This is a genomic window from Hydrogenophaga sp. GW456-12-10-14-TSB4, assembly GCF_059424305.1.
The window spans coordinates 11,733-32,684 of sequence record NZ_JBWKZH010000009.1 but is presented as its reverse complement, the minus strand read 5'-3'; the positions used below and the strand labels follow the sequence as shown (position 1 = coordinate 32,684).

Genomic DNA, 20,952 nt, shown 5'->3' with positions numbered 1-20,952 from the left:
TTCAGCCGACCCAGCGGCGTGCGTTGCGCCACAGGCGCATCCAGGCGCTGAAGGCGGCCGGGTCCTGGTCGGTCCAGCTCATCTGGATGTTGCGGAACACGCGCTCGGGGTGCGGCATCATGGCCGTGAAGCGGCCGTCGGCCGTGGTCACCGCCGTCAGGCCGCCCGGGCTGCCGTTGGGGTTGAACGGGTAGGCCTCGGTGGCCGCGCCGCTGTGGTCGGTGAATCGCATCGCGGCGATGGCCTTGCCGGCGTCGCCCCGGTGGCGGAAGTTGGCGTAACCCTCACCGTGCGCCACCGCGATCGGCAGGCGGCTGCCGGCCATGCCCTGCAGGAACAGGCTGGGGGAGTCCAGCACCTCCACCAGGGACAGGCGCGCCTCGAAGCGCTCGCTCTGGTTGGTGGTGAAGCGCGGCCAGGCCTCGGCGCCGGGGATGATGTCGGCCAGCTCGGCAAACATCTGGCAGCCGTTGCACACCCCCAGGCCGAAGGTGTCGCTGCGGCCGAAGAAGGCCTGGAACTGCTCGGACAGGCCGGGGTTGAAGGTGATGCTGCGCGCCCAGCCTATGCCCGCGCCCAGCGTGTCGCCGTAGCTGAAGCCGCCGCAGGCCACCACACCCTTGAAATCGGCCAGCTTCGCGCGGCCGGTCTGCAGGTCGGTCATGTGCACGTCGAAGGCCTCGAAACCGGCCTGGGTGAAGGCGTAAGCCATCTCCACGTGCGAGTTCACGCCCTGCTCGCGCAGGATGGCAACCTTGGGGCGCGCGAGGTTGAGGAAGGGCGTGGCCACGTTGTCGGCGGCGTCGAACGTCAGCTTCGTGTGCAGACCCGGGTCGTCCGGCTGGCCCGCCGCCGCGTGTTCGGCATCGGCGCCCGCCGGGTTGTCGCGCTGCTGGTTGATCTTCCAGCTCACGCTGTCCCAGACCTGTTGCAGGTCGAACAGGCTGGCCGAAAACACCGCCTTGGTGTCGCGCCAGACCTGCAGTTGCCCCTTGCCGGCGTCCATCGCGGACGAGGCCGGGCGGGTCTTGCCCACGAAGTGGCTGTGTTTGGACAGGCCGTGCTCGCGCAGGGTCTGCATCACGGCGTTGCGGTCTTCGGTGCGCACCTGCAGCAGCACGCCCAGCTCTTCGCTGAACAAGGCCTTGAGCGTGAGTTCCTCGCGGCGCGCGCTGACCTGGCCGGCCCAGTTCTTGGCGTCGCCCATCTCGGCGCGGCTGTCGCTGATGCCGTCGCCCTCGGTCACGAGCAGGTCCACATTGAGCGCCACGCCCACATGGCCGGCGAAGGCCATTTCAGCGGCCGCCGCCAGCAGGCCGCCGTCGCTGCGGTCGTGGTAGGCCAGGATCTGGCCCTGCGCGCGCAGGGCATTCACCGCGTTGACTAGGCTCACCAGGTCTTTGGCGTCGTCCAGATCGGGCACCTCGCCCCCGCCCTGCCCCAGCACCTGGGCCAGCACGGAGCCGCCCATGCGGTGGCGGCCCTTGCCGAGGTCGATCAGGACCAGGGTGGTGTCTTCGAGCGCGTTGTTGAGTTGCGGCGTGAGCGTGCCGCGCACGTCGGCCAGCGTGGCGAAGGCGCTCACGATCAGGCTGACCGGCGAGGTCACCTTCTTCGTCTCGCCGCCTTCGCGCCATTGGGTGCGCATGGACAGGCTGTCCTTGCCCACCGGGATGGAAATGCCCAGCGCCGGGCAGAGCTCCAGGCCCACGGCCTTGACGGTGTCGTACAGCGCGGCGTCTTCACCCGGTTCGCCGCAGGCGGCCATCCAGTTGGCGGAGAGCTTCACGCGCGGCAGTTCGATCGGCGCGGCCAGCAGGTTGGTGATGGCCTCGGCCACCGCCATGCGGCCGGACGCGGCGGCGTCGAGCGCGGCCAGCGGCGTGCGCTCGCCCATGCTCATGGCCTCGCCGGCGAAGCCCTTGTAGTCGGCCAGCGTGACGGCGCAGTCCGCCACCGGCACCTGCCAGGGGCCGACCATCTGGTCGCGGTGGCTCAGGCCGCCCACGGTGCGGTCGCCGATGGTGATGAGGAAGCGTTTGGAGGCCACGGTCGGGTGGCTCAGCACATCGATCACGGCCTGCTGCAGGTTCACGCCGGTGAGTTCCAGCGGGGTCGCCTGACGGGCCACGCTCTTCACGTCGCGGTGCATCTTGGGCGGTTTGCCCAGCAGCACGTTCATCGGCATGTCGACCGGGCTTTGTTGTCCCTCATCGGCCAGCACGAGCTGTCGCTCTTCGGTGGCGACGCCGATCACGGCGAACGGGCAGCGCTCGCGCTCGCAGAAGGCCTGGAAGAGCGGCAGCGATTCGGGCGCGATCGCCAGCACATAACGCTCCTGGCTCTCGTTGCACCAGATTTCCTTGGGCGCCAGGCCGCTTTCTTCCAGCGGCACGGCCCGCAGGTCGAAGCGCGCGCCTCGGCCGGCGTCGTTGGTGAGTTCGGGGAAGGCGTTGGAGAGGCCGCCCGCGCCCACGTCGTGGATCGCCAGGATGGGGTTGTTCTCGCCCTGCTGCCAGCAGTGGTTGATGACCTCCTGCGCGCGGCGCTCGATCTCGGGGTTGCCGCGCTGCACGGAGTCGAAGTCCAGCGAGGCGGCGTTGGTGCCGGTGGCCATGGAGCTGGCCGCGCTGCCGCCCATGCCGATCTTCATGCCGGGGCCGCCGAGCTGGATGAGCAGCGAGCCGGCCGGGAATTCGATCTTCTTCGTCTGGATGGCATCGATCACGCCGACGCCGCCCGCGATCATGATGGGCTTGTGGTACCCGCGTTGCACGCCGTACACCGCCAGCTCGTACTCGCGGAAGTAGCCCAGCAGGTTGGGCCGGCCGAACTCGTTGTTGAAGGCCGCACCGCCCAGGGGACCCTCGGTCATGATTTGCAGCGGGCTGGCGATGTGCTCGGGCTTGCCGCCCGGCTGGTCGGAGAGACCGCCCCAGAGCTTGCCGACGGTGAAGCCGGTCAGGCCGGCCTTGGGCTTGGAACCCCGGCCGGTGGCGCCCTCGTCGCGGATCTCGCCGCCCGCGCCGGTGGAGGCGCCGGGGAACGGCGAGATGGCGGTCGGGTGGTTGTGCGTTTCCACCTTCATCAGCACGTGGTGCGTGGCGGTCTCGGCGGCGTAGGCCGGCGAGGTGTCGCCACCGGCTCGGGCCACGAAGCGCTCGACCACGCTGCCTTCCATGATGGAGGCGTTGTCCGAGTAGGCCACCACGGTGTGCTGCGGCGCCTGCTGGTGGGTGTGGCGGATCATGCCGAACAGGCTCTTGTCCTGCGCCGCACCGTCGATGGTGAACTGCGCGTTGAAGATCTTGTGGCGGCAGTGCTCGCTGTTGGCCTGCGCGAACATCATCAGCTCGACGTCGGTCGGGTTGCGCTTCAAGCCGTTGAAGGCGTTGACGAGGTAATCGATCTCGTCGTCGGCCAGGGCCAGGCCCCAGTCGGCGTTGGCGCGCTCCAGCGCGGCACGGCCGCCCCCGAGCACGTCGACCTGCTCCATGGGCGCGGGGTGCAGCTCGGTGAACAGGGCCTGGGCCTGGCTGCGGTCGAGCGAGACGTTTTCCGTCATGCGGTCGTGCAGCAGGTCGGCCACGGCGCGCAGCTGTTCTTCGGACAGACTGGCCTTCTTGCCCAGCAGGCCGGACTTGAGGCCCACCCGGTACTCGACCAGGCGCTCGACCCGGTGCAGCGCCAGGCCGCAGTTGTGGGCGATGTCGGTCGCCTTGGAAGCCCAGGGCGAGACGGTGCCCAGGCGCGGCATCACCAGCAGGGCCGGCGCGCCGGCCGCCTCGAGCTGGGCGTGCGCCGGGGTGCCCGGTTCGCCGTAGGTCAGCAGCTCGCCCACCCGCTGCAGCGTGGCCGCGTCGGGCTCGCCGTCGAAGCTCGCCAGGTGGACGAAGCGGGCCGAGAGGCCGGTGATCTTGTCGGAAATGCCCGCGAGACGGGGCAGGATCTGCTGGACTTTGAAGTCGCTGACGGCGTTGCCGCCTTCAAAAAAGCGCAGGTGCAGGGACACGTTGGGAGCCTGAGGTGCGTTGACCCGCCGACGGCAGGTGGGAAAACCCTGGATTTTACCCGGCCGCCCCCATGGCCTTGCCGTGCGCAGGCCCCGGCAGACGGGGCCAGATGGGATAATCGCGCCCCATGAGCATCACCTACAAAGACGAAGCCGGCATCGCGGGCATGCGCACGGCCTGCCGCCTGGCGTCCGAAGTGCTGGACTACCTCACACCCCTGATCCAGCCGGGCGTCACCACGCTGGAAATCGACCGCCTGGCGGCCGAGTACATGAAGCAGCAGGGCACGGTCTCGGCCACCATCGGCTACCAGCCCAGCGGCTACCCGCCCTACCCGGGCCACCTGTGCACCTCGATCAACCACGTGGTCTGCCACGGCATCCCGAACGAGAAGCCGCTCAAGAAGGGCGACATCCTCAACGTCGACGTCACGGTGATCAAGGACGGCTGGTACGGCGACAACAGCCGCATGTTCCTGATCGGCGGCGAAGCCGCCTGCTCGGTGCAGGCGCGCCGGCTCACCCAGGTGACCTATGAGGCGATGTGGAAGGGCATCGTGCTGGTGCGCCCCGGCATCCGCCTGGGCGACATCGGCCATGCCATCCAGGTGTTCGCGGAAAGCAACGGCTTCTCGGTGGTGCGCGAGTTCTGCGGCCACGGCATCGGCCAGCGCTTCCACGAAGACCCGCAGGTGCTGCACTACGGCCGTCCCGGCACCCTGGAGGAGCTCAAGCCGGGCATGACCTTCACCATCGAACCGATGATCAACGCCGGCAAGCGCGACATCAAGGAGATGGGCGACGGCTGGACCATCGTCACGCGCGACCGCTCGCTCTCGGCGCAATGGGAACACACCGTGCTGGTCACCGAAACTGGCTACGAGGTGCTCACCCTGTCCGCCGGCAGCCTGCCCGCGCCCGCCTTCGTGACCCCGGCGCCCGCCCTTGCCTGACGCCATGGCGCTCGCGCCGGTGCCCGCCGTGCCCGAACTCGGCACCCTGCGGCAGCAATACCGCACCGACAAGGCCACCCTGCTTGACCAGCTGGGTGTGCAGGGCTCGTCCACCCGCGGCGTGCGCAAGACGCTGCAACACCTCTCCCGCCTGACCGACCAGACCCTGCGCGAGCTCTGGTCCCTGGCGGCTTTCGAGCCGGGCTTCTCGCTCGTCGCCGTGGGCGGCTACGGGCGCGGCGAGCTGTTCCCCAGCTCCGACGTGGACGTGCTGGTGCTGCTGCCCGACGGCAGCCGGCCCGATGACGACCCCGCGCTCAAGGCCCGGCTGGAGAGCTTCATCGGCGCCTGCTGGGACCTCGGCCTGGAGATCGGCTCCAGCGTGCGCACCATCGCCGAGTGCGTGGACGAGGCCGCCAAAGACGTGACGGTGCAGACCTCGCTGCTCGAATGCCGGCTCATCGCGGGCAGCAAGAACGCCTTCTCCAGCCTGGTGAACCAGCTGGCGGAGGCCATGGACCCCAAGGCCTTCTTCGTCGCCAAGACGCTGGAGATGCGCCAGCGCCACACCAAGTTCGAGAACACACCCTACTCGCTGGAGCCCAACTGCAAGGAGTCACCGGGGGGCCTGCGCGACCTGCAGATCATTCTGTGGGTGGCCAAGGCCGCCGGCCTGGGCCGCAGCTGGGACGAGCTCGCCCGCAAGGGCCTGGCCACGCCCCTGGAGGCGCGGCAGATCAAGGCCAATGAGGCTCTGCTGAGCCTGATCCGCGCGCGCCTGCACCTGCTGGCCCACCGCCGCGAGGACCGGCTGGTGTTCGACCTGCAGAACGCCGTGGCCGAGTCCTTCGGCTTCAAGGCCCAGGTGCCCGCCGGCGGCGGCCCCACCGCCAAGGGCACGCGCCGCGCCAGCGAAGCGCTGATGAAGCGCTACTACTGGGCGGCCAAGGCCGTGACCCAGCTCAACCAGATCCTGCTGCTCAACATCCAGGAGCGCCTGCAGAGCGACGTGGCCGGTGTGGACCGCCTGCGCCCGCTCAACGAGCGCTTCTTCGACAAGGGCGGCATGCTGGAGGTGGCGAGCGACAACCTGTACGTGCAGCAGCCGCACGCCATCCTGGAGACCTTCCACCTCTACCAGACCACGGTGGGCATCAAGGGCCTGTCGGCGCGCACCCTGCGCGCGCTGTACAACGCCCGCCCGGTGATGAACGCGCGCTTTCGCGCCGACCCGGTCAACCGCGCGCAGTTCCTGCAGATCCTGAAGGAGCCCGAGGGCATCACGCACGCCATGCGGCTGATGAACCAGACCTCGGTGCTCGGGCGCTATCTCTGGGTGTTCCGCCACATCGTCGGGCAGATGCAGCACGACCTGTTCCACGTCTACACGGTGGACCAGCACATCCTGATGGTGCTGCGCAACGTGCGCCGCTTCTTCATCGCCGAGCACTCGCACGAGTACCCGTTCTGCTCGCAGCTGGCCGCCGGCTGGGACAAGCCCTGGATTCTCTACATCGCGGCGCTGTTCCACGACATCGCCAAGGGCCGGGGCGGCGACCATTCCGACCTGGGCGCACGCGACGTGCGCACCTTCTGCCACCAGCACGGCATCGACCGCGAGGACACGAAGCTGATCCAGTACCTGGTGTCCGAGCACCTCACGATGAGCCGGATGGCACAGAAGGAGGACCTGAGCGACCCCGACGTGATCGCCGCCTTCGCCAAGCGGGTGGGCAACGAGCGTTACCTCACGGCGCTGTACCTGCTCACGGTGGCCGACATCCGGGGCACCAGCCCCAAGGTGTGGAACGCCTGGAAGGGCAAGCTGCTGGAAGACCTGTACCGCTACACGCTGCGCGCGCTGGGCGGTCGGGCGCCCGACCCGGGTGCGGTGATCGAGGGCCGCAAGCGCGAGGCGCTGTCCATGCTGGCCCTGCACGCCCTGCCCCACCAGGCGCACAAGGCGCTGTGGGACACGCTGGACGTGAGCTACTTCATGCGCCACCAGGCCGACGAGATCGCCTGGCACACGCGGGTGCTCTCGCGCCAGATCGCGCAGGCGGCGGGCAAGCCGGCGGTGAAGACGGCCGAAGGGGCGGAGGCCCCTATCGACAACTGCATCGTGCGCGCGCGCATCTCGCCCGAAGGCGAGGGCCTGCAGGTGCTGGTGTACGCGCCCGACCAGCCGGACCTGTTCGTGCGCATCTGCGGCTATTTCGACAGCTCGCACTTCAGCATTCTCGATGCGCGCGTGCACACCACCCTGACCGGCCATGCGCTGGACACCTTCCAGGTGGTGGCGCCCACGATGTCGGAGCACTACCGCGAGCTGATCGCGATGGTGGAGAACAACCTGGCGCAGACGATCGACGAGCGCGGTCCCTTGCCCACGCCGGCCAAGGGCCGGCTCTCGCGGCGCGTGAAGAGCTTTCCGATCACGCCGCGCGTGGATCTGCGGCCCGACGAGAAGGCGCAGCGCTGGCTGCTCTCGATCTCGGCGAGCGACCGCGCCGGCCTGCTCTACGGCATCACGCGGGTGCTGGCGCATTACGACATCAGCGTGCAGCTCGCCAAGGTCACCACCCTGGGGGAACGGGTGGAAGACACCTTCCTCATCAGCGGCGCCCAACTGCAGATGAACAAACGCCAGATCGAGTTGGAGACGGAGCTTCTGGAGACGCTGGAGGGCTGAGTTTTTTCGCTGCCTGCGAGGGCGGGTGCTCTGCTCCGCGGATGTCCCCCGGCGGCTGGTGCCGCCTCCTCCTTTACCCCGCTGCGCAGAACACCCACCCTCGCAGGCTCAGAGGTACCGTTGGCACGCCGCCGGCCCCAAACCCGTCAGGCGCGAAGGGTCCCCGGCTCCACAGCCCCGTCCCCCGACTTGCGCCGGAACAGACCGGCAAACCACAGCGACACATCGTCCACGATGGTGAACACCGCCGGGATCACCAGCAGGCTCAGGAAGGTCGAGGTGATCAGGCCACCGATCACCGCCACCGCCATCGGCGAGCGGAAACTGCCGTCGGCCGCGCCCCAGCCAATCGCGATCGGCAACATGCCCGCACCCATGGCGATGGTCGTCATCACGATTGGCCGGGCGCGCTTGTGGCAGGCGTCCAGGATCGCGTCCAGCCGGTTCAACCCGTGCTCGCGCCGCGCCTCGATCGCGTACTCCACCAGCAGAATCGAGTTCTTCGTCGCCACCCCCATCAGCATGATCAGACCGATCAGCGACGGCATGGAGAAGCTCTTGTTCGCCAGCAGCAGCGCCACGAAAGCACCGCCCAGCGACAGCGGCAGCGCCGCCAGGATGGTCACCGGGTGCAGGAAGGCCTTGAACAGCAGCACCAGCACGATGTAGATGCACAGCACGCCGGTCAGCATCGCCAGGCCGAAGCTCGCGAACAGCTCGCCCTGCACCTCGGCGTCACCGATCTCCAGCACCGACACGCCCGGTGGCAGGTTGCGCAGGCTCGGCAGCTTCTCCACCGCCGTCTTCATGTCACCCAGCGCGATGCCCGCGAGCTCGACCTCGAAGTTGATGTTGCGCGCACGGTCGTAGCGGTCGATCACCGCCGGGCCGCCGCCGAAGTCGAGCTGGGCCACCTGCCCCAGCATCACCGGGCCCTTGCTGCCCGGCACCGAGAGGCGGTTGAGCACCTCGAGGTCGTGCCGCGCGCCCACGTCGAGCTTGACCACGATGGGAATCTGCCGCTCGGGCAGGTTCATCTTGGGCAAGGCGTTGTCGTAGTCGCCCACCGTGGCGATGCGCAGCGTCTCGGCGATGGCCGAGCTCGTGACGCCGAGTTCGGCGGCTCGCGCAAGGTCGGGCGTGACGATGATTTCCGTGCGCACCAGCGCCGCCGTGGACTGGATGCTGCCCACACCCTGGATGGTGCGCAGGTCGCGCTCGATGGCGCGCGCCGCGGTGCTCAGCGCATGGGCATCGCTGCCGGTGAGCGTGAGGATGTATTTCTCGCCCGAACCGCCCAGGCCCACCTTGCTGCGCACGCCCGGCAGGTTCGACATCGCCTCGCGCAACTGGTTTTCAATGCCCTGCTTGCGCGGCCGCTCGCCGCGCGGGTCGAGCTGGATGGTCAGCGCGGCCTTGCGCGACTCGGCCGCGCCCTGCGGCGCGAACGGGTCCGAGCCGGCCGTGCCCGAGCCGATGGTGGTGTAGACCGAGCGCACGTGCGGCACCGCTGCCACCAGCAGGCGCGCGCGTTCGGCCGTGGCAATGGTCTGCTCCAGCGTCGCACCGGGCGAGAGCTCCAGGAAGACCTGGGTCTGCGAGTTGTCGTCGGGCGGGATGAAGCCCTGGGGCAGCAGCGGGATCAACATGAGCGAGCCGATGAAGAAGAGACCGGCACCCAAGCTGGTGATCCAGCGGTGCCGGATGCACCAGCGCGCCCAGTTCTGGTAGGTGTTGAGCCAGCCCGGCTCCTCCTGGTTGTTGACCCAACGCCAGGCGGCGGCCGTGACGGGGTTGGACGCCGCCCAGCGCGGCATCTCCCGGGACACGAAGGGCTTGAGGATGTAGGCCGCCATCATCGGGGTGAGCGCGCGCGCCACCACCAGCGAAGCGAACACCGCGAGCGCGGCGGTCCAGCCGAACTGCTTGAAGAACTTGCCCGGGATGCCGGCCATGAACGCCGTGGGCAGGAACACCGCGATCAGCGTGAAGGTGGTCGCGATCACCGCCAGGCCGATCTCGTCGGCCGCCTCCATCGCCGCCTGGTACGGCGTCTTGCCCATGCGCATGTGGCGCACGATGTTCTCCACCTCCACGATGGCGTCGTCCACCAGGATGCCGATCACCAGCGAGAGCGCCAGCAGCGTCACCACGTTGATGGTGAAGCCCATGTAGTACATGCCGATGAAGGCCGGGATGGCCGAGAGCGGCAGCGCCACAGCCGACACGATGGTGGCGCGGATGTCGCGCAGGAAGAGCCACACCACCAGCACGGCGAGCAAGGCGCCCTCGTAGAGCAGCGTCATGGAGGCGTCGAATTCCTCTTTCACCGGCGTCACGAAGTCGAACGATTCGGTGATCTTCAGGTCCGGCCGCGCCGTCTGCAGGTCCTTGAGGCGCGCACGCACCCCGTCGCCCACCTCGATTTCGCTCGCGCCGCGGCTGCGCGCGACCTCGAAGCCCACCACCGGCTTGCCGTCCAGGAAAGCAGCGGCGGTCGGCTCGGCCACGGTGTCGCGCACCTCGGCGATCTGGTCCAGGCGAATGCGGCGGCCATCGCTGAGCGAGATTTCCATCTTCGACAGCGCCTCGGCCGACGCCAGCTGCGACAGGGTGCGCAGCGGCTGCTGGCTGCCGCCCAGGTCCACCCGACCGCCCGCGCTTTCGATCTGCACCCGCGCCAGCTGTCGCGAGACATCGGTGGCCGTGGTGCCCAGCGACTGCAGCTTGAGCGGGTCGAGCAGCACCTGCACTTCGCGGTCCACGCCGCCCACGCGGCTGACGGCGCCTACACCCGTCACCGACAGCAGCTGCTTGGACACGTCGTTGTCCACGAACCAGGACAGGGCCTCGGCGTCCATCTTGTCGGAGGACACCGTGTAGGCCAGCACCGCGCCGCCGGCCAGTTCCACCTTGTTGACGATGGGGTCGCGCAGGTCGGTGGGCAGCTCGCTGCGCACCTTGGCCACCGCCGAACGCACGTCGTCCAGCGCTTCCTGGGTGTTCTTCTCGATGCGGAACTCGACCGTGAGCGAGACGGTGCCGTCCTGCACCTTGGTGTAGATGTGCTTGAGGCCCTGCAGCGACGCCAGGCTGTTCTCGATGATGCGCGCGACGTCGTTCTCGAGCTGGTTGGGCGAAGCCCCCGGCAGCGCCGCCACGACCGTGATGGTGGGCAGATCCAGGTCGGGGAAGTTCTGCACCTTCATCTGCTTGAAGGAGAACAGGCCCGCCAGCGTGAGCATGACGAACAGCATCGCCGCCGGGATGGGGTTCTTGATGGACCAGGCGGAAACGTTCATGGCCGCGCCCTCACTGAACGACCTTGACCAGGTCGGCTTCGTTCAGGAAGCCCGCGCCCTGCACCGCCACCGCCTCGTCCGGCTTGAGGCCTTCGAGCACCTCGACGCGGTCGTCCACCCGCCGCCCGGTCTGCACCTTGCGCTGGTTGGCCTTGCTCTGCGCGTCGATCACGAACACGTAGTTGCTGCCGTCGCGCACCACGATGGCCTGGCTGGGCACGGTGAGCGCGTCGCTCTGTCCGAGGTCGAAACTGCCCTTGGCGAAGGTGCCGGCCTTGAGCTCGGCGTGGCGCGGCAGGTCCACGAAGACCAGGATGTTGCGGGTCTGCGGGTCAGCGCCGGGCGCGATGGCGCGCACCTGACCGGTGATCTCCAGGCCGGTGGCCGCCGTGACCTGCACCTTCTGGCCAACGCGCACGCGGCCCACTTCGTTGGGCGTGACTTCGCCGCGCCATTCCATGCGGCTCTGGCGCACCATGCGAAACAGCTCCTGCCCCGCACCCACCACCGCGCCCACGGTGGCGGTGCGCGCGGAGATCACGCCGTCGTCGGGCGCGAGCACGCGGGTGTTGCCCAGGCGCACCTCGGTCGCGCCGAACGCGGCCTTGGCCGCTTCCAGTTGGGCGCGGGCCACCCGCTCCTGCGTGAGGTACTGCGCCACCTGGGATTTGGAGAGCGCGCCAGTGTCCTGGATCGAGCGAGCGCGGTCGGCGTCGGCCTTGGCGTTCTCGAAGCTGGCCTCGGCCTGCGCCAGGCTGGCCTGGCTCTGCAGGCTGTCGGCCTTGGTGGTCTCGCTGGCGAACACGGCCAGCACCTGGCCCTTGCGCACGAGGTCGCCCACGTTCACGTTCACCGAGGCCAGGCGCAGGCCGTTCACCTCGGCACCCACACTGGCTTCCTGCCAGGCGGTGATGTTGCCGTTGGCCTGCAGGCGGATCGGCAGGTTGCCGTGCACGGGCTGGGCCACGGTCACGGTGAGCGAGGGCCGGGGCTTGGCCTCGGCGGCGGGCGCGGTTGCTTCGGGGTTGCCCGGCTTCTTGATGAAGACCCAGAACACGCCCAGAAGAACCAGGGCCAGGGCGATGGCCAGCCAGAGCCAGCGTTTGCGCGATTGCGGAGGAGCGGCGTTCATGATGGGTCTTTGAGAGCGTCGGGGTTGTTCACGGGGTCGAAGCCGCCGCCGAGGGCGACGTACAACTGGATCCAGGCGTTGATGCGTTCCTGCTGCAGCGCCACGGCGCTGCTGTCGGCCGCGAGCTTGAGGCGGCGCGCCTCTTCCAGCTCGTTCAGACTGGCCAGGCCCACGCGGTAGCGCGCCTCGGTGGCCTGGAACGACTGGCCGTAGCCCGCCACGGCGGTGTCGGTCGACGCCACGCGCTCGCGCAGGCTGGAAATGCTCACCAGTGCCTGCTCCACCTCGGCCACGGCCTGGCGCAAGCTGCCGGCGTAGGCAATGGCCGCCGCTTCGTAACGTGCCTGGGCGCTGTCGGTGTTGGCGCGCAAGGCATCGCGCCCCAGCAGCGGCAGGCTCAGCGTGAGCGGGCCGGCCGACCAGGTGTTGAACGTGCCTTCGTTGCCGCCGCCCGAAAAGCGGTTGCGCAGCACGCTGCCGGAGAGCGACAGGCTGGGCAGCAAGGCGGCCCGGGCCACGCCGACGTCTTCGCTGGCGGCCACGAGCTCACGCTGGGCGCGGTACACGTCGGGGCGCTGGCGGATCACCTCGGCCGGCACGGCGTTCACCGACAGCAGCTGGTCCATGCGCGGGGACTGCAGCAGCGCCTGCAGGTCGGGCGCGGCGGCGAGGCGCTGGCGCACCTCGGGCTCGGGCACGCCGGTGAGCGCGGTGAGCGACTTCACCTGGCGTTCGCAGGTTTCGTTCTGCTGCCGGTAGCGCGCGGCGCCCTCGGCGCCGCTGGCGCGCGCCAGGGCGGCCACCGCCGGGGCCGTGAGGCCGGCGCGCTCGGAGATCGCGTTGTTCTCGGCCGTCACGCCGCGCGAATCGCGGTCGCGCGCGGCCACCGCCAGTTGCTCGCGGCACAGGCGCTGGGCGAAATACAGTTGGGCCAGCTCGGAGGCCACCAGCACGCGGGCCTGGTGCCAGCCGGCGCCAGCGGCGTCCTGCTGTGCTTCGGCGCTGCCGCGGCGGGCGTCGTTGCCGCCCCAGAGGTCGATGGCCCATGAGGCCTGCAAGCCGGCATTCAACGATGTGCCCAGGGGCATGGTGGGATCGGTCAGGCCCCGGCTGGCGTTGGCCACGGCGTTCAGCTGCGGCCCGGCCTGGGCTTCGACACCGAGGCGCGCCGCGCGGGCGGCAAACACCTGCGCACGCGCCGACGCCACGGAAGGGCTTTGGGCCTGCGCGCGCGCCACCCAGTTGGTGAGCACGGGGTCGTCGAACCGACCCCACCAGGTGGTGAGCTGCTCGGTGCTGCCCTGGTGCGCCAGGGGCGGTGCGTACCAGGTGGCCGGCAGGTCCACTGGCACGCTGGCGGGGGGCTTGGTCACGCTGCAGGCGCTGAGCACGGCCGCGCTGGCCGCCACGACAAGCATTCGCTTCATGGAAAGGCAGTCCCTGTTCGGTTGTTATTCCGGGGACTGACTCTAGTCGATTTCCCTGCCTGGATATTTCAATACATTTCAACCGCGCCGCGGTTTGTAACAGCGCCGATATCAGTCGTCTTCGGCGGCCGCCAGGCCCGGGAACAGCACCTCGGTGAAGCCGAAGCGGCGGAAGTCGCGCACCCGCATCGGGTACAGCGTGCCCCAGAGGTGGTCGCATTCGTGTTGCACCACGCGGGCGTGGAAGCCCTCGGCTTCACGGTCGATCGGCCGGCCCTGGGCATCGAAGCCCTGGTAACGGATGCGACGCCAGCGCGGCACCACGCCGCGCATGCCCGGGACCGACAGGCAGCCTTCCCAGTCTTCCTCTTCCTCGTCGCCGAGCGGCGTGATGACCGGGTTGATCAACACCGTGCGGGGGACCGGCGGCGCGTCGGGATAGCGCGGGTTGGGCAGGCCGCTGCCGAACAGCACCACCTGCAGATCGACCCCGATCTGCGGCGCGGCCAGGCCGGCCCCATTGGCCGCGGCCATGGTGTCCTGAAGGTCGGCGACGAGCTGGTGCAGCTCGGGGGTGTCGAACGCGGTAACCGGCTGGGCGTGCCGCAGCAGGCGCGGATCCCCCATTTTGAGGATGTTGTGGATGCTCATGTCGCTTCGATGTGGAATTGGACTTGGAAATGGGTGGCGCCGCTGCCGTGTCAAAAGTCGCGAGACACGGCAATATTCATTCGAGGTGCAAATTTGACCAATTGGAAAATCTTCGATTGGCCATTGAAATTAAAGGCAGATGGATCTGTTAAATATAGTTTCCATTTCCCATTGCAATACAGCTTTCCCTTCACCAAAGGGCTCCATACCCTATGACAAAAAAGGGCTTTTCGCCGTCAAAAAACCCTGATCCAGATGACAGAAGCAAGCCCTAGACTGGTCACGGGAGCCAGTTATTTCACCCGGCTGCCGGCACCAGGAATTAAATCTGACGCCGCGCAAAAACAAATTAATGTTGCTTGCCAACCCGTCGATGAATTGCTGGCACCTCCCCCGGAATTGGCCGTGGGTGTCTGCGTTGGTTTCACGTTCCTCAGGAGGATATCCATGAAAAGGATTATCGATCGTTCCCACGGCCCGGCTCGGGCAGGTCTGACCGCCCTGGCAGCGGCTTTGCTCGTTCTGGGCGGGTGTTCCGGCACGGGCTCACTCAACAGCGCCGGTGACGGCACGGCCGTTTCCTCGGGCGGAGGCTCGGGTGGTGGCGGCGGCGGAGGCACCAGCAGCTCCCCGCTGGCGGCAGTCGTTCGTGAGCAAGGCAACACGGTCACCGACCTGGGCCAGACCGTCTCCGGCCTGGGTGGTACGGTGTCCAACGTGGTGAAACCCCTCGTGGGCGATGCCTCGGCGCAAGGCGTGAACGGCGTGGTCGGCCACACCGGCGGCGTGGTCAGCGCCGTGGGCGCGGCGGTGGCCAATGGCGTGGGCCAGATCGGCAAGGTCGACAACCCGCTGGGGGTCACCGCAGCCGGTCTCGGCGGTGCGGTCGATCAGGCGGGCAACGCGGTGTCCAGCGCAGGTGCCGCCGTCACAGGCCTGGGCCAGAACCCCGCCACCTCGGCCCTGAGCCCGGTGACCAACGTCGCCGGCCAGGCCGTGGACCAGGCCGGCCAGGTGGTCAGCCGTGTCGGCCAGGGCCTGGACACGCAGCTGAGCACCGGCCCGGTCAACCCATTGCTCGGCGGCGCCAGCAAGGTGGTGGAGACGGTGGTGAACACCGGCGCAGGCGCCACGCAGACCGTGGGCAAGGCCACGGGCCTGGGTCCCGTGGCAGACCGCGTCGTCGACCCCGTGGCCAAGGCCGTGGGCCAGGCGGGCGAACAGCTCGCGGGCAGCAACCAGCCGGTCGCGCGCGAAGTGGGCGAGATCCTGGGCAACACCTCGCGCACGCTCGGTCATACCGGCGATCTGGTCAACGCACCTGCCTCGGGCGCTCCCATCGGTTCGGTCGAACAGGTGGGCCGGGCGATCAACACCGTGATCGTGCCCATCACCGCCGGCGTGACACAGGTGGCCGCCCATGTGAACGACGCCACCGGCGTCGGCACACCCGTCGGCAACCTGCTGGTGACCACCGGCGGCGCGGTGCAACAGCTGGGCGTGGGCGTGCAGGGCAACGGCAGCCAGCCTGTGGTCAACAGCCTGGGTGAGGTGGTCACCCAGACCGGTGGACTGGTCGCCAACATCGGCGGCGCCGTGGGCGGCACCACGGGCAGCGGCGGGGCCGGCGTGCTGGCCCCTGTCGTCGGTGCCGTGAGCGGCCTGACCGGCGGCGGCAGTGGCGGTGCGGGCAGCGTGCTCGCGCCTGTGGTCAACACCGTCGGCGCATTGACCGGCGGCATCACCGCCACGGTCGGTGGCGGCCAGGTCGGCGGCGGAAGCTCCAACCCGCTGACCACCACCCTGACCAACACCCTGGGCGGCCTGACGGGCGCGCTGAACCGCTGAAGCAGAGAGGGCGGGAGCGCATGCCAAGCCATTTCACCCGACCGATGCTGCTGGCCGGGGCGGCCTGGTGGGTGGCCACGGGGGCGGGGGCGCAAACCCTGGCCCCCGTCGGCAGCCCGCTGGACACCCTGCCGCGCCCCGCGCTGCCCGTGCAGCCGGGCGCGGATGTGCGGGTGGACGTGGACGTGCAGCGGCCCGCCGCGCCGGGTGCCGAGGTGTTGAGCGCGCGGCTCACCCCGCGCAAGTTCGACATCGAAGGCGTGCAGTCGATCCCCTTCGAGGCGGTGGCCGCGCTGTTCGCGCCGCTGGCAGGCCAGCCGGTGACGGTGGGCGACATCGTGGCGCGGGCCCAGCAGGCGACCGCGCTGTACCAGGAGCGCGGCTACGCGCTCTCTTTCTTCTTCGTGCCGAAGCAGGACTTCCAGAACGGCACGGTGCGCGTGGTGGCGGTGGAAGGCCACGTGCAAACGGTGCGCATCGAGGGCAAACCCGGCAAGGCCGAGGCCCGGCTGCGCGAGATCGCCGAGCACGTCCGACAGGAAAAGCCGCTGCGCACCGCCACCTTCGAACATTTCACCGCCCTGCTCGGCCGCCTGCCGGGCATGGCCATCCAGGCCCAGGTGCAATTGCCGACCAGCACCGACGGGGCCAGCACCCTGGTCATCCAGGCGAACCAGAAACCCTACGACATCGCCGTGGGCCTGGAGACGCGCAAGCCGAATCCGCGCGCCGTGGTCACCGGCGTGTTGAACGACCCCTTCGTGGCCGGCAGCCAGATCGGGGCATCCACCCTGCTGTCCACGGCGGACGACGATCACTACAACGCCCTGCACTACGAGCAGGTCCTGGGCAGCCAAGGCTGGTCGGTCAAAGGCTCGCTCTCGCGCTACCGGGGCGATCCCGACGAGCAGCTTGGGGTGAGCAACGCACTGCAACGGAGAACCGAAGTCGAGCGCGCCGAACTCAGCGCCAGCCTGCCGCTGAAACTCTCGCGCGAAACCAGCTGGATCGCCAGCACCGGGCTGTACGGCGTGAACACCCGCGACAGCCTCACCAACCCCGCCAACGGCGCGCAGCTGACCGATGAGACCCAGGTCCGCGCCGTGTTCGGCCAGCTGAGCTACACGGCGCAGAAACCCAACGACAGCCTGCAGCTCAACCTGCGGCTGACCCACGGCCTCTCGGGCCTGGGAGCCGACGCCGGCATCACCAGCAACGTGCCCGGCCTCTCCGGACCCAGCGCGGTGAAGCTGGCTTTCGCGCGCCTGCAGGCCGAGGCCAGCCACCAGCACCGATTCGCCAACCGCTTCGGCACGGCCGTGTCCTTCGCGATGCAGTACAGCCCGCACAACCTGCCCAGCAGCGAGAAGCTGTCCTTCGGCGGCAACCGCTTCGCGCGCGGCTACGGCGCCGGCGAAGCGGTGGGCGATTCGGGCTGGGGCCTGGGGCTGGAGCTCAACCGCGTGTTCGCGGTCGACGGCATCTGGTTGCGGCAGTGGCAGCCCTATGTGCTGCTGGAGGCCGCTCGCGTGCATGCCCGCCTGGCCACGCCGTCACCGGCTCAACTGAGTTCGGTCAGCCTGGGCCTCAGGCTCACCAACCACAAGCACTACCACCTGGATCTGGCCGTGTCGAAGCCGACCGGGGACATGCCGCTGGAGAACACGCAGCGCCACTGGCGCGCGAACCTCACGCTGAGCTATCGGCTGGGCGAGTGAAGCGTCAGGTGCCCAGCATGGCCAGCATGGCCGCTTCGTCGATCACCGCCACGCCCAGGGTCTGCGCCTTCTCCAGCTTGCTGCCGGCCTCAGCACCGGCCACCACGTAGTCGGTCTTCTTGCTCACCGAGCCGGCCACCTTGGCGCCGGCGGCTTCGAGCAGGTCCTTGGCCTGGTCGCGGCTGAGCGTGGGGAAGGTGCCGGTGAGCACGAAGGTCTTGCCCGCCAGGGGCTGCGGCGCGCGCGCGGCGGGCTCGCCCTCTTCCCACGTCAGGCCGCAGGCGCGCAGCTGCTCGACCACTTCGCGGTTGTGCGGTTGCTCGAAGAACGTGTGGATGCTCTGCGCCACCACCGGGCCGACGTCGCTCACCTCCGAGAGGGCTTCCACGCTGGCGTCCATGATGCGGTCGAGCTGGCCGAAGTGGCGCGCCAGCTCCTTGGCCGTGGCCTCGCCGACGTGGCGGATGCCCAGGCCGAACAGGAAGCGCGGCAGCGTGGTGCGCTTGGATTTTTCCAGTGCGTCCACGATGTTCTGCGCCGATTTGTCGGCCATGCGCTCCAGGCCGGCCAGGGCCGTGAAGCCCAGCCGGTAGAGGTCGGGCAGGGTCTTGACGACGCCGGTGTCGACCAGCTGTTCCACCAGCTTGTCGCCCAGGCCTTCGATCTCGACCGCGCGGCGCTGCGCGAAGTGCAGGATGGCCTGCTTGCGCTGCGCCCCGCAGAACAGGCCGCCGCTGCAGCGGAAATCGACCTCGCCCTCTTCGCGCACCGCTTCGCTGCCACACACCGGGCAGGTGCGCGGCATGGTGAAGGGCTCAGGCTCGCCCACGCGCTTGTCCGCCAGCACGGACACCACCTCGGGGATCACATCGCCCGCGCGGCGCACGATCACCGTGTCGCCCACACGCACGTCCTTGCGGCGCGCCTCGTCCTCGTTGTGCAGGGTGGCGTTGGTCACCGTCACGCCGCCCACGAACACCGGGGCGAGCTTGGCCACCGGCGTGAGCTTGCCGGTGCGGCCCACCTGCACGTCGATCGCGAGCACGGTGGTGAGCTGTTCCTGCGCCGGGTACTTGTGCGCCACGGCCCAGCGCGGCTCGCGGGTGACGAAGCCGAGCTGTTTCTGCAGCGGCAGCGCATTGACCTTGTAGACCACACCGTCGATGTCGTAGGGCAATTGGTCGCGGCTGGCCCCGATGCGCTGGTGGAAGGCCACCAGTTCGTCCGCCCCGGTGGCCAGGGTGGTCTGCTCGGCCACCGGGAATCCCCAGGCCTTGAGCTGCTGGAGCATCTCGAAGTGCGTGGCGAACACCGGCCCGCCCTCTTCGGGAGGGGTGATGTCGCCCAGACCGTAGGCAAAGAAGCTCAGCGGGCGCTGCGCCGCAATGCCCGAATCGAGCTGGCGCACGGCACCGGCGGCGGCGTTGCGCGGATTCACGAAGGTTTTTTCGCCCTTGGCCCCGGCGGCGATCTTGGCGCGCTGTTTGTCGTTGAGCGCCTCGAACTGGTCGCGCCGCATGTAGACCTCGCCGCGCACTTCCAGCACGGGCGGCGCATCGGCGGGCAGCCGCAGCGGCACCTGCGGGATGGTGCGGATGTTGGTCGTGACGTCCTCGCCCACCTCGCCGTCGCCGCGCGTGGCGGCCTGCACCAGCACGCCGTTCTCGTAGCGCAGGCTCATGGCCAGGCCGTCGAACTTGAGTTCGGCCACGTAGTCCACCGGCGGGTCGGCCTCGGTCAGGCCCAGGGCGCGGCGCACCCGGGTGTCGAAGTTGCGCGCGCCGCTGGGCTCGGTGTCGGTCTCGGTGTTGATCGACAACATGGGTACGGCGTGGCGCACGGGCGTGAACATGTCGAGCACGCGCCCACCCACGCGCTGGGTCGGCGAGTCGGGCGTGAGCAGCTCGGGGTGCTCGGCCTCGATGGCCTGCAGCTCGCGAAACAGCCGGTCGTACTCGGCGTCGGGAATCTCCGGGTCGTCGAGCGTGTAGTAGCGGTGGGCGTGGTGGTGCAGTTGCGCGCGCAATTCGGCGGCACGCGCGGCCGGCGACGGCGGCTCGGCAAACAGGTCAGCGGTCATTCAGGAGAAAAGTCGGCGGGCTTGCGGGGAGCCGGCGGAGAGGTCGCGGCTGTCGAGCGCGTCGTACAGGCTCTCCAGGTCGGCGCCGATGCGGTCCATGGTGTCGGTGGAGAGCGGCTGGCCGCCGTCGTCGGTGACGACACCCTCCATGGCCTCGGCCAGCGCCGTGGCGGCCTGACGCATGCGCACGAAGGGCTGTTCGCTGCGCGGCACGTGAGTGACTTCAAGCGAGAGCGCGATCTCGCGCAAGGCGGTTTGTTCGGGGTCCTCGGCCATGGCGGCCTGCGGGTCGAACATGAGGCTGAGGATGGGGGCCTGGCCGCTCTGGTTGCTCGCGAGCACCATGCGCCCGGGCAAGGCGCCGGCGACGAAACCGAGCTTGGCCGCGTGCTGGGCCACATAGCCGGGGCTCCAGGCGGTGCGGCGCGCGCGCAGGGTGAAACCCAGTTGGGCATCGTGGCCGCTGGCGAAGGCGTCCAGCTCGCGCGCCCGCGCCACCTCGGCGCGCATCTCGGGGAAGTCGGGGGCGGCGCCCACCGCGTCGGCAAAGGCCTGGGCCTTCACCACGAATTCGGAGAACTCGATGTCGTTGAGCGGCCCGGAGCGGTTGGCCAGTTGCAGACCGGCCTGCAGCGCGCGGTAGCGCTGGCCCGCGCGCGGGCTTTCCCATTCGCCGCTGGCCTCGCTCTGGCCTTCCACCGCGAAGGGCTTGCTGCCCACACGCCGCGTGCCCGGCAGCGCGGCCAGCAAGGCATCGCCCGAGACCTCGTGCTCCAGCAACAGCGGCGCGATGACGTCGATCAGGGCATCCAGGCCAGGGCGCTTCTCGGGCGGTTGGCCCATCAGGGGGTTGAGGCTCACCGCCGCAGCCGCTTGCGCGATCACCACCGGGTCGGGCGGCGCTGGCGCGCCCGGCGTGTCGCCCAGCACCGGGTCGATGCGCTGGATTTCGTGTTCGGACAGGTCGGCCGGCGTGTAGGGCAGGGTTTCATCGCCGGACGCCTCGTCGCGCGCTGCCTCGCCGCGTTCGCGCACCGTGCGCGGCGCGCTGCGGCTGGTGACCCAGGCGTTGTAGGCCACCAGGCCCGCCAGAACGAGACCACCCATGATGGCCAGACCGATTTGCAAAGTGCTCAT

The 20,952-nt window shown here is 69.3% G+C and carries 11 protein-coding genes; 4 read left to right on the top strand and 7 right to left on the bottom strand.

Going from position 1 to position 20,952, the window contains the following annotated elements; genetic code table 11:
- Nucleotide 1: 1 nt before the first annotated feature.
- Nucleotides 2-4,012, bottom strand: coding sequence for a phosphoribosylformylglycinamidine synthase (purL, locus tag AC07ZS_RS06865; protein ID WP_494797839.1), 4,011 nt, complete (start codon nt 4,010-4,012; stop codon nt 2-4).
- Nucleotides 4,013-4,140: 128 nt separating this feature from the next.
- Here purL and map point away from each other — a divergent pair, with 128 nt between their 5' ends.
- Together map and AC07ZS_RS06855 are read left to right on the top strand one after the other, a co-directional pair.
- Nucleotides 4,141-4,965: a type I methionyl aminopeptidase gene (map, locus tag AC07ZS_RS06860; protein WP_494797838.1), complete on the top strand. Its 825-nt coding sequence runs from the start codon at nt 4,141-4,143 to the stop codon at nt 4,963-4,965.
- 4 nt (nt 4,966-4,969) lie between these two features.
- Complete coding sequence (locus tag AC07ZS_RS06855; RefSeq protein WP_494797837.1) at nt 4,970-7,657, top strand: [protein-PII] uridylyltransferase; 2,688 nt, start codon at nt 4,970-4,972, stop codon at nt 7,655-7,657.
- 146 nt (nt 7,658-7,803) lie between these two features.
- On the opposite strand, the gene AC07ZS_RS06850 is transcribed toward AC07ZS_RS06855, so the two are convergent.
- The 4 genes from AC07ZS_RS06850 to def all read right to left on the bottom strand — a co-directional run bounded on the left by AC07ZS_RS06850 (nt 7,804) and on the right by def (nt 14,169).
- A complete protein-coding gene (locus AC07ZS_RS06850; protein WP_494797836.1) occupies nt 7,804-10,959 on the bottom strand; it encodes an efflux RND transporter permease subunit in 3,156 nt (1,051 codons plus the stop codon).
- A 10-nt stretch (nt 10,960-10,969) separates the two neighbouring features.
- Nucleotides 10,970-12,091 (bottom strand): efflux RND transporter periplasmic adaptor subunit, encoded by a 1,122-nt coding sequence (locus tag AC07ZS_RS06845; protein ID WP_494797835.1) that lies wholly within the window; start codon nt 12,089-12,091, stop codon nt 10,970-10,972.
- A complete protein-coding gene (locus AC07ZS_RS06840) occupies nt 12,088-13,518 on the bottom strand; it encodes an efflux transporter outer membrane subunit (RefSeq protein WP_494797834.1) in 1,431 nt (476 codons plus the stop codon). Before AC07ZS_RS06840 ends, AC07ZS_RS06845 begins: the two co-directional genes overlap by 4 nt.
- Nucleotides 13,519-13,629: 111 nt before the next feature.
- Entirely contained in the window at nt 13,630-14,169 is a 540-nt protein-coding gene (gene def, locus AC07ZS_RS06835; RefSeq protein ID WP_494797833.1) for a peptide deformylase, read from the bottom strand.
- Nucleotides 14,170-14,616: 447 nt separating this feature from the next.
- Between def and AC07ZS_RS06830 the strand changes: the two genes are divergently transcribed.
- Both AC07ZS_RS06830 and AC07ZS_RS06825 read left to right on the top strand, forming a co-directional pair.
- Nucleotides 14,617-16,017 carry a collagen-like triple helix repeat-containing protein gene (locus tag AC07ZS_RS06830; protein ID WP_494797832.1) on the top strand — a complete coding sequence of 467 codons (1,401 nt, stop codon included), beginning with the start codon at nt 14,617-14,619 and terminating at the stop codon, nt 16,015-16,017.
- Between the two features lie 20 nt (nt 16,018-16,037).
- Nucleotides 16,038-17,735, top strand: coding sequence for a ShlB/FhaC/HecB family hemolysin secretion/activation protein (locus tag AC07ZS_RS06825; RefSeq protein ID WP_494797831.1), 1,698 nt, complete (start codon nt 16,038-16,040; stop codon nt 17,733-17,735).
- 4 nt (nt 17,736-17,739) lie between these two features.
- On the opposite strand, the gene ligA is transcribed toward AC07ZS_RS06825, so the two are convergent.
- The gene (gene ligA, locus AC07ZS_RS06820; RefSeq protein WP_494797830.1) at nt 17,740-19,815 is read right to left on the bottom strand and encodes an NAD-dependent DNA ligase LigA; all 2,076 of its coding nucleotides are present in this window, start codon (nt 19,813-19,815) and stop codon (nt 17,740-17,742) included.
- Entirely contained in the window at nt 19,816-20,952 is a 1,137-nt protein-coding gene (locus AC07ZS_RS06815; protein ID WP_494797829.1) for a cell division protein ZipA C-terminal FtsZ-binding domain-containing protein, read from the bottom strand.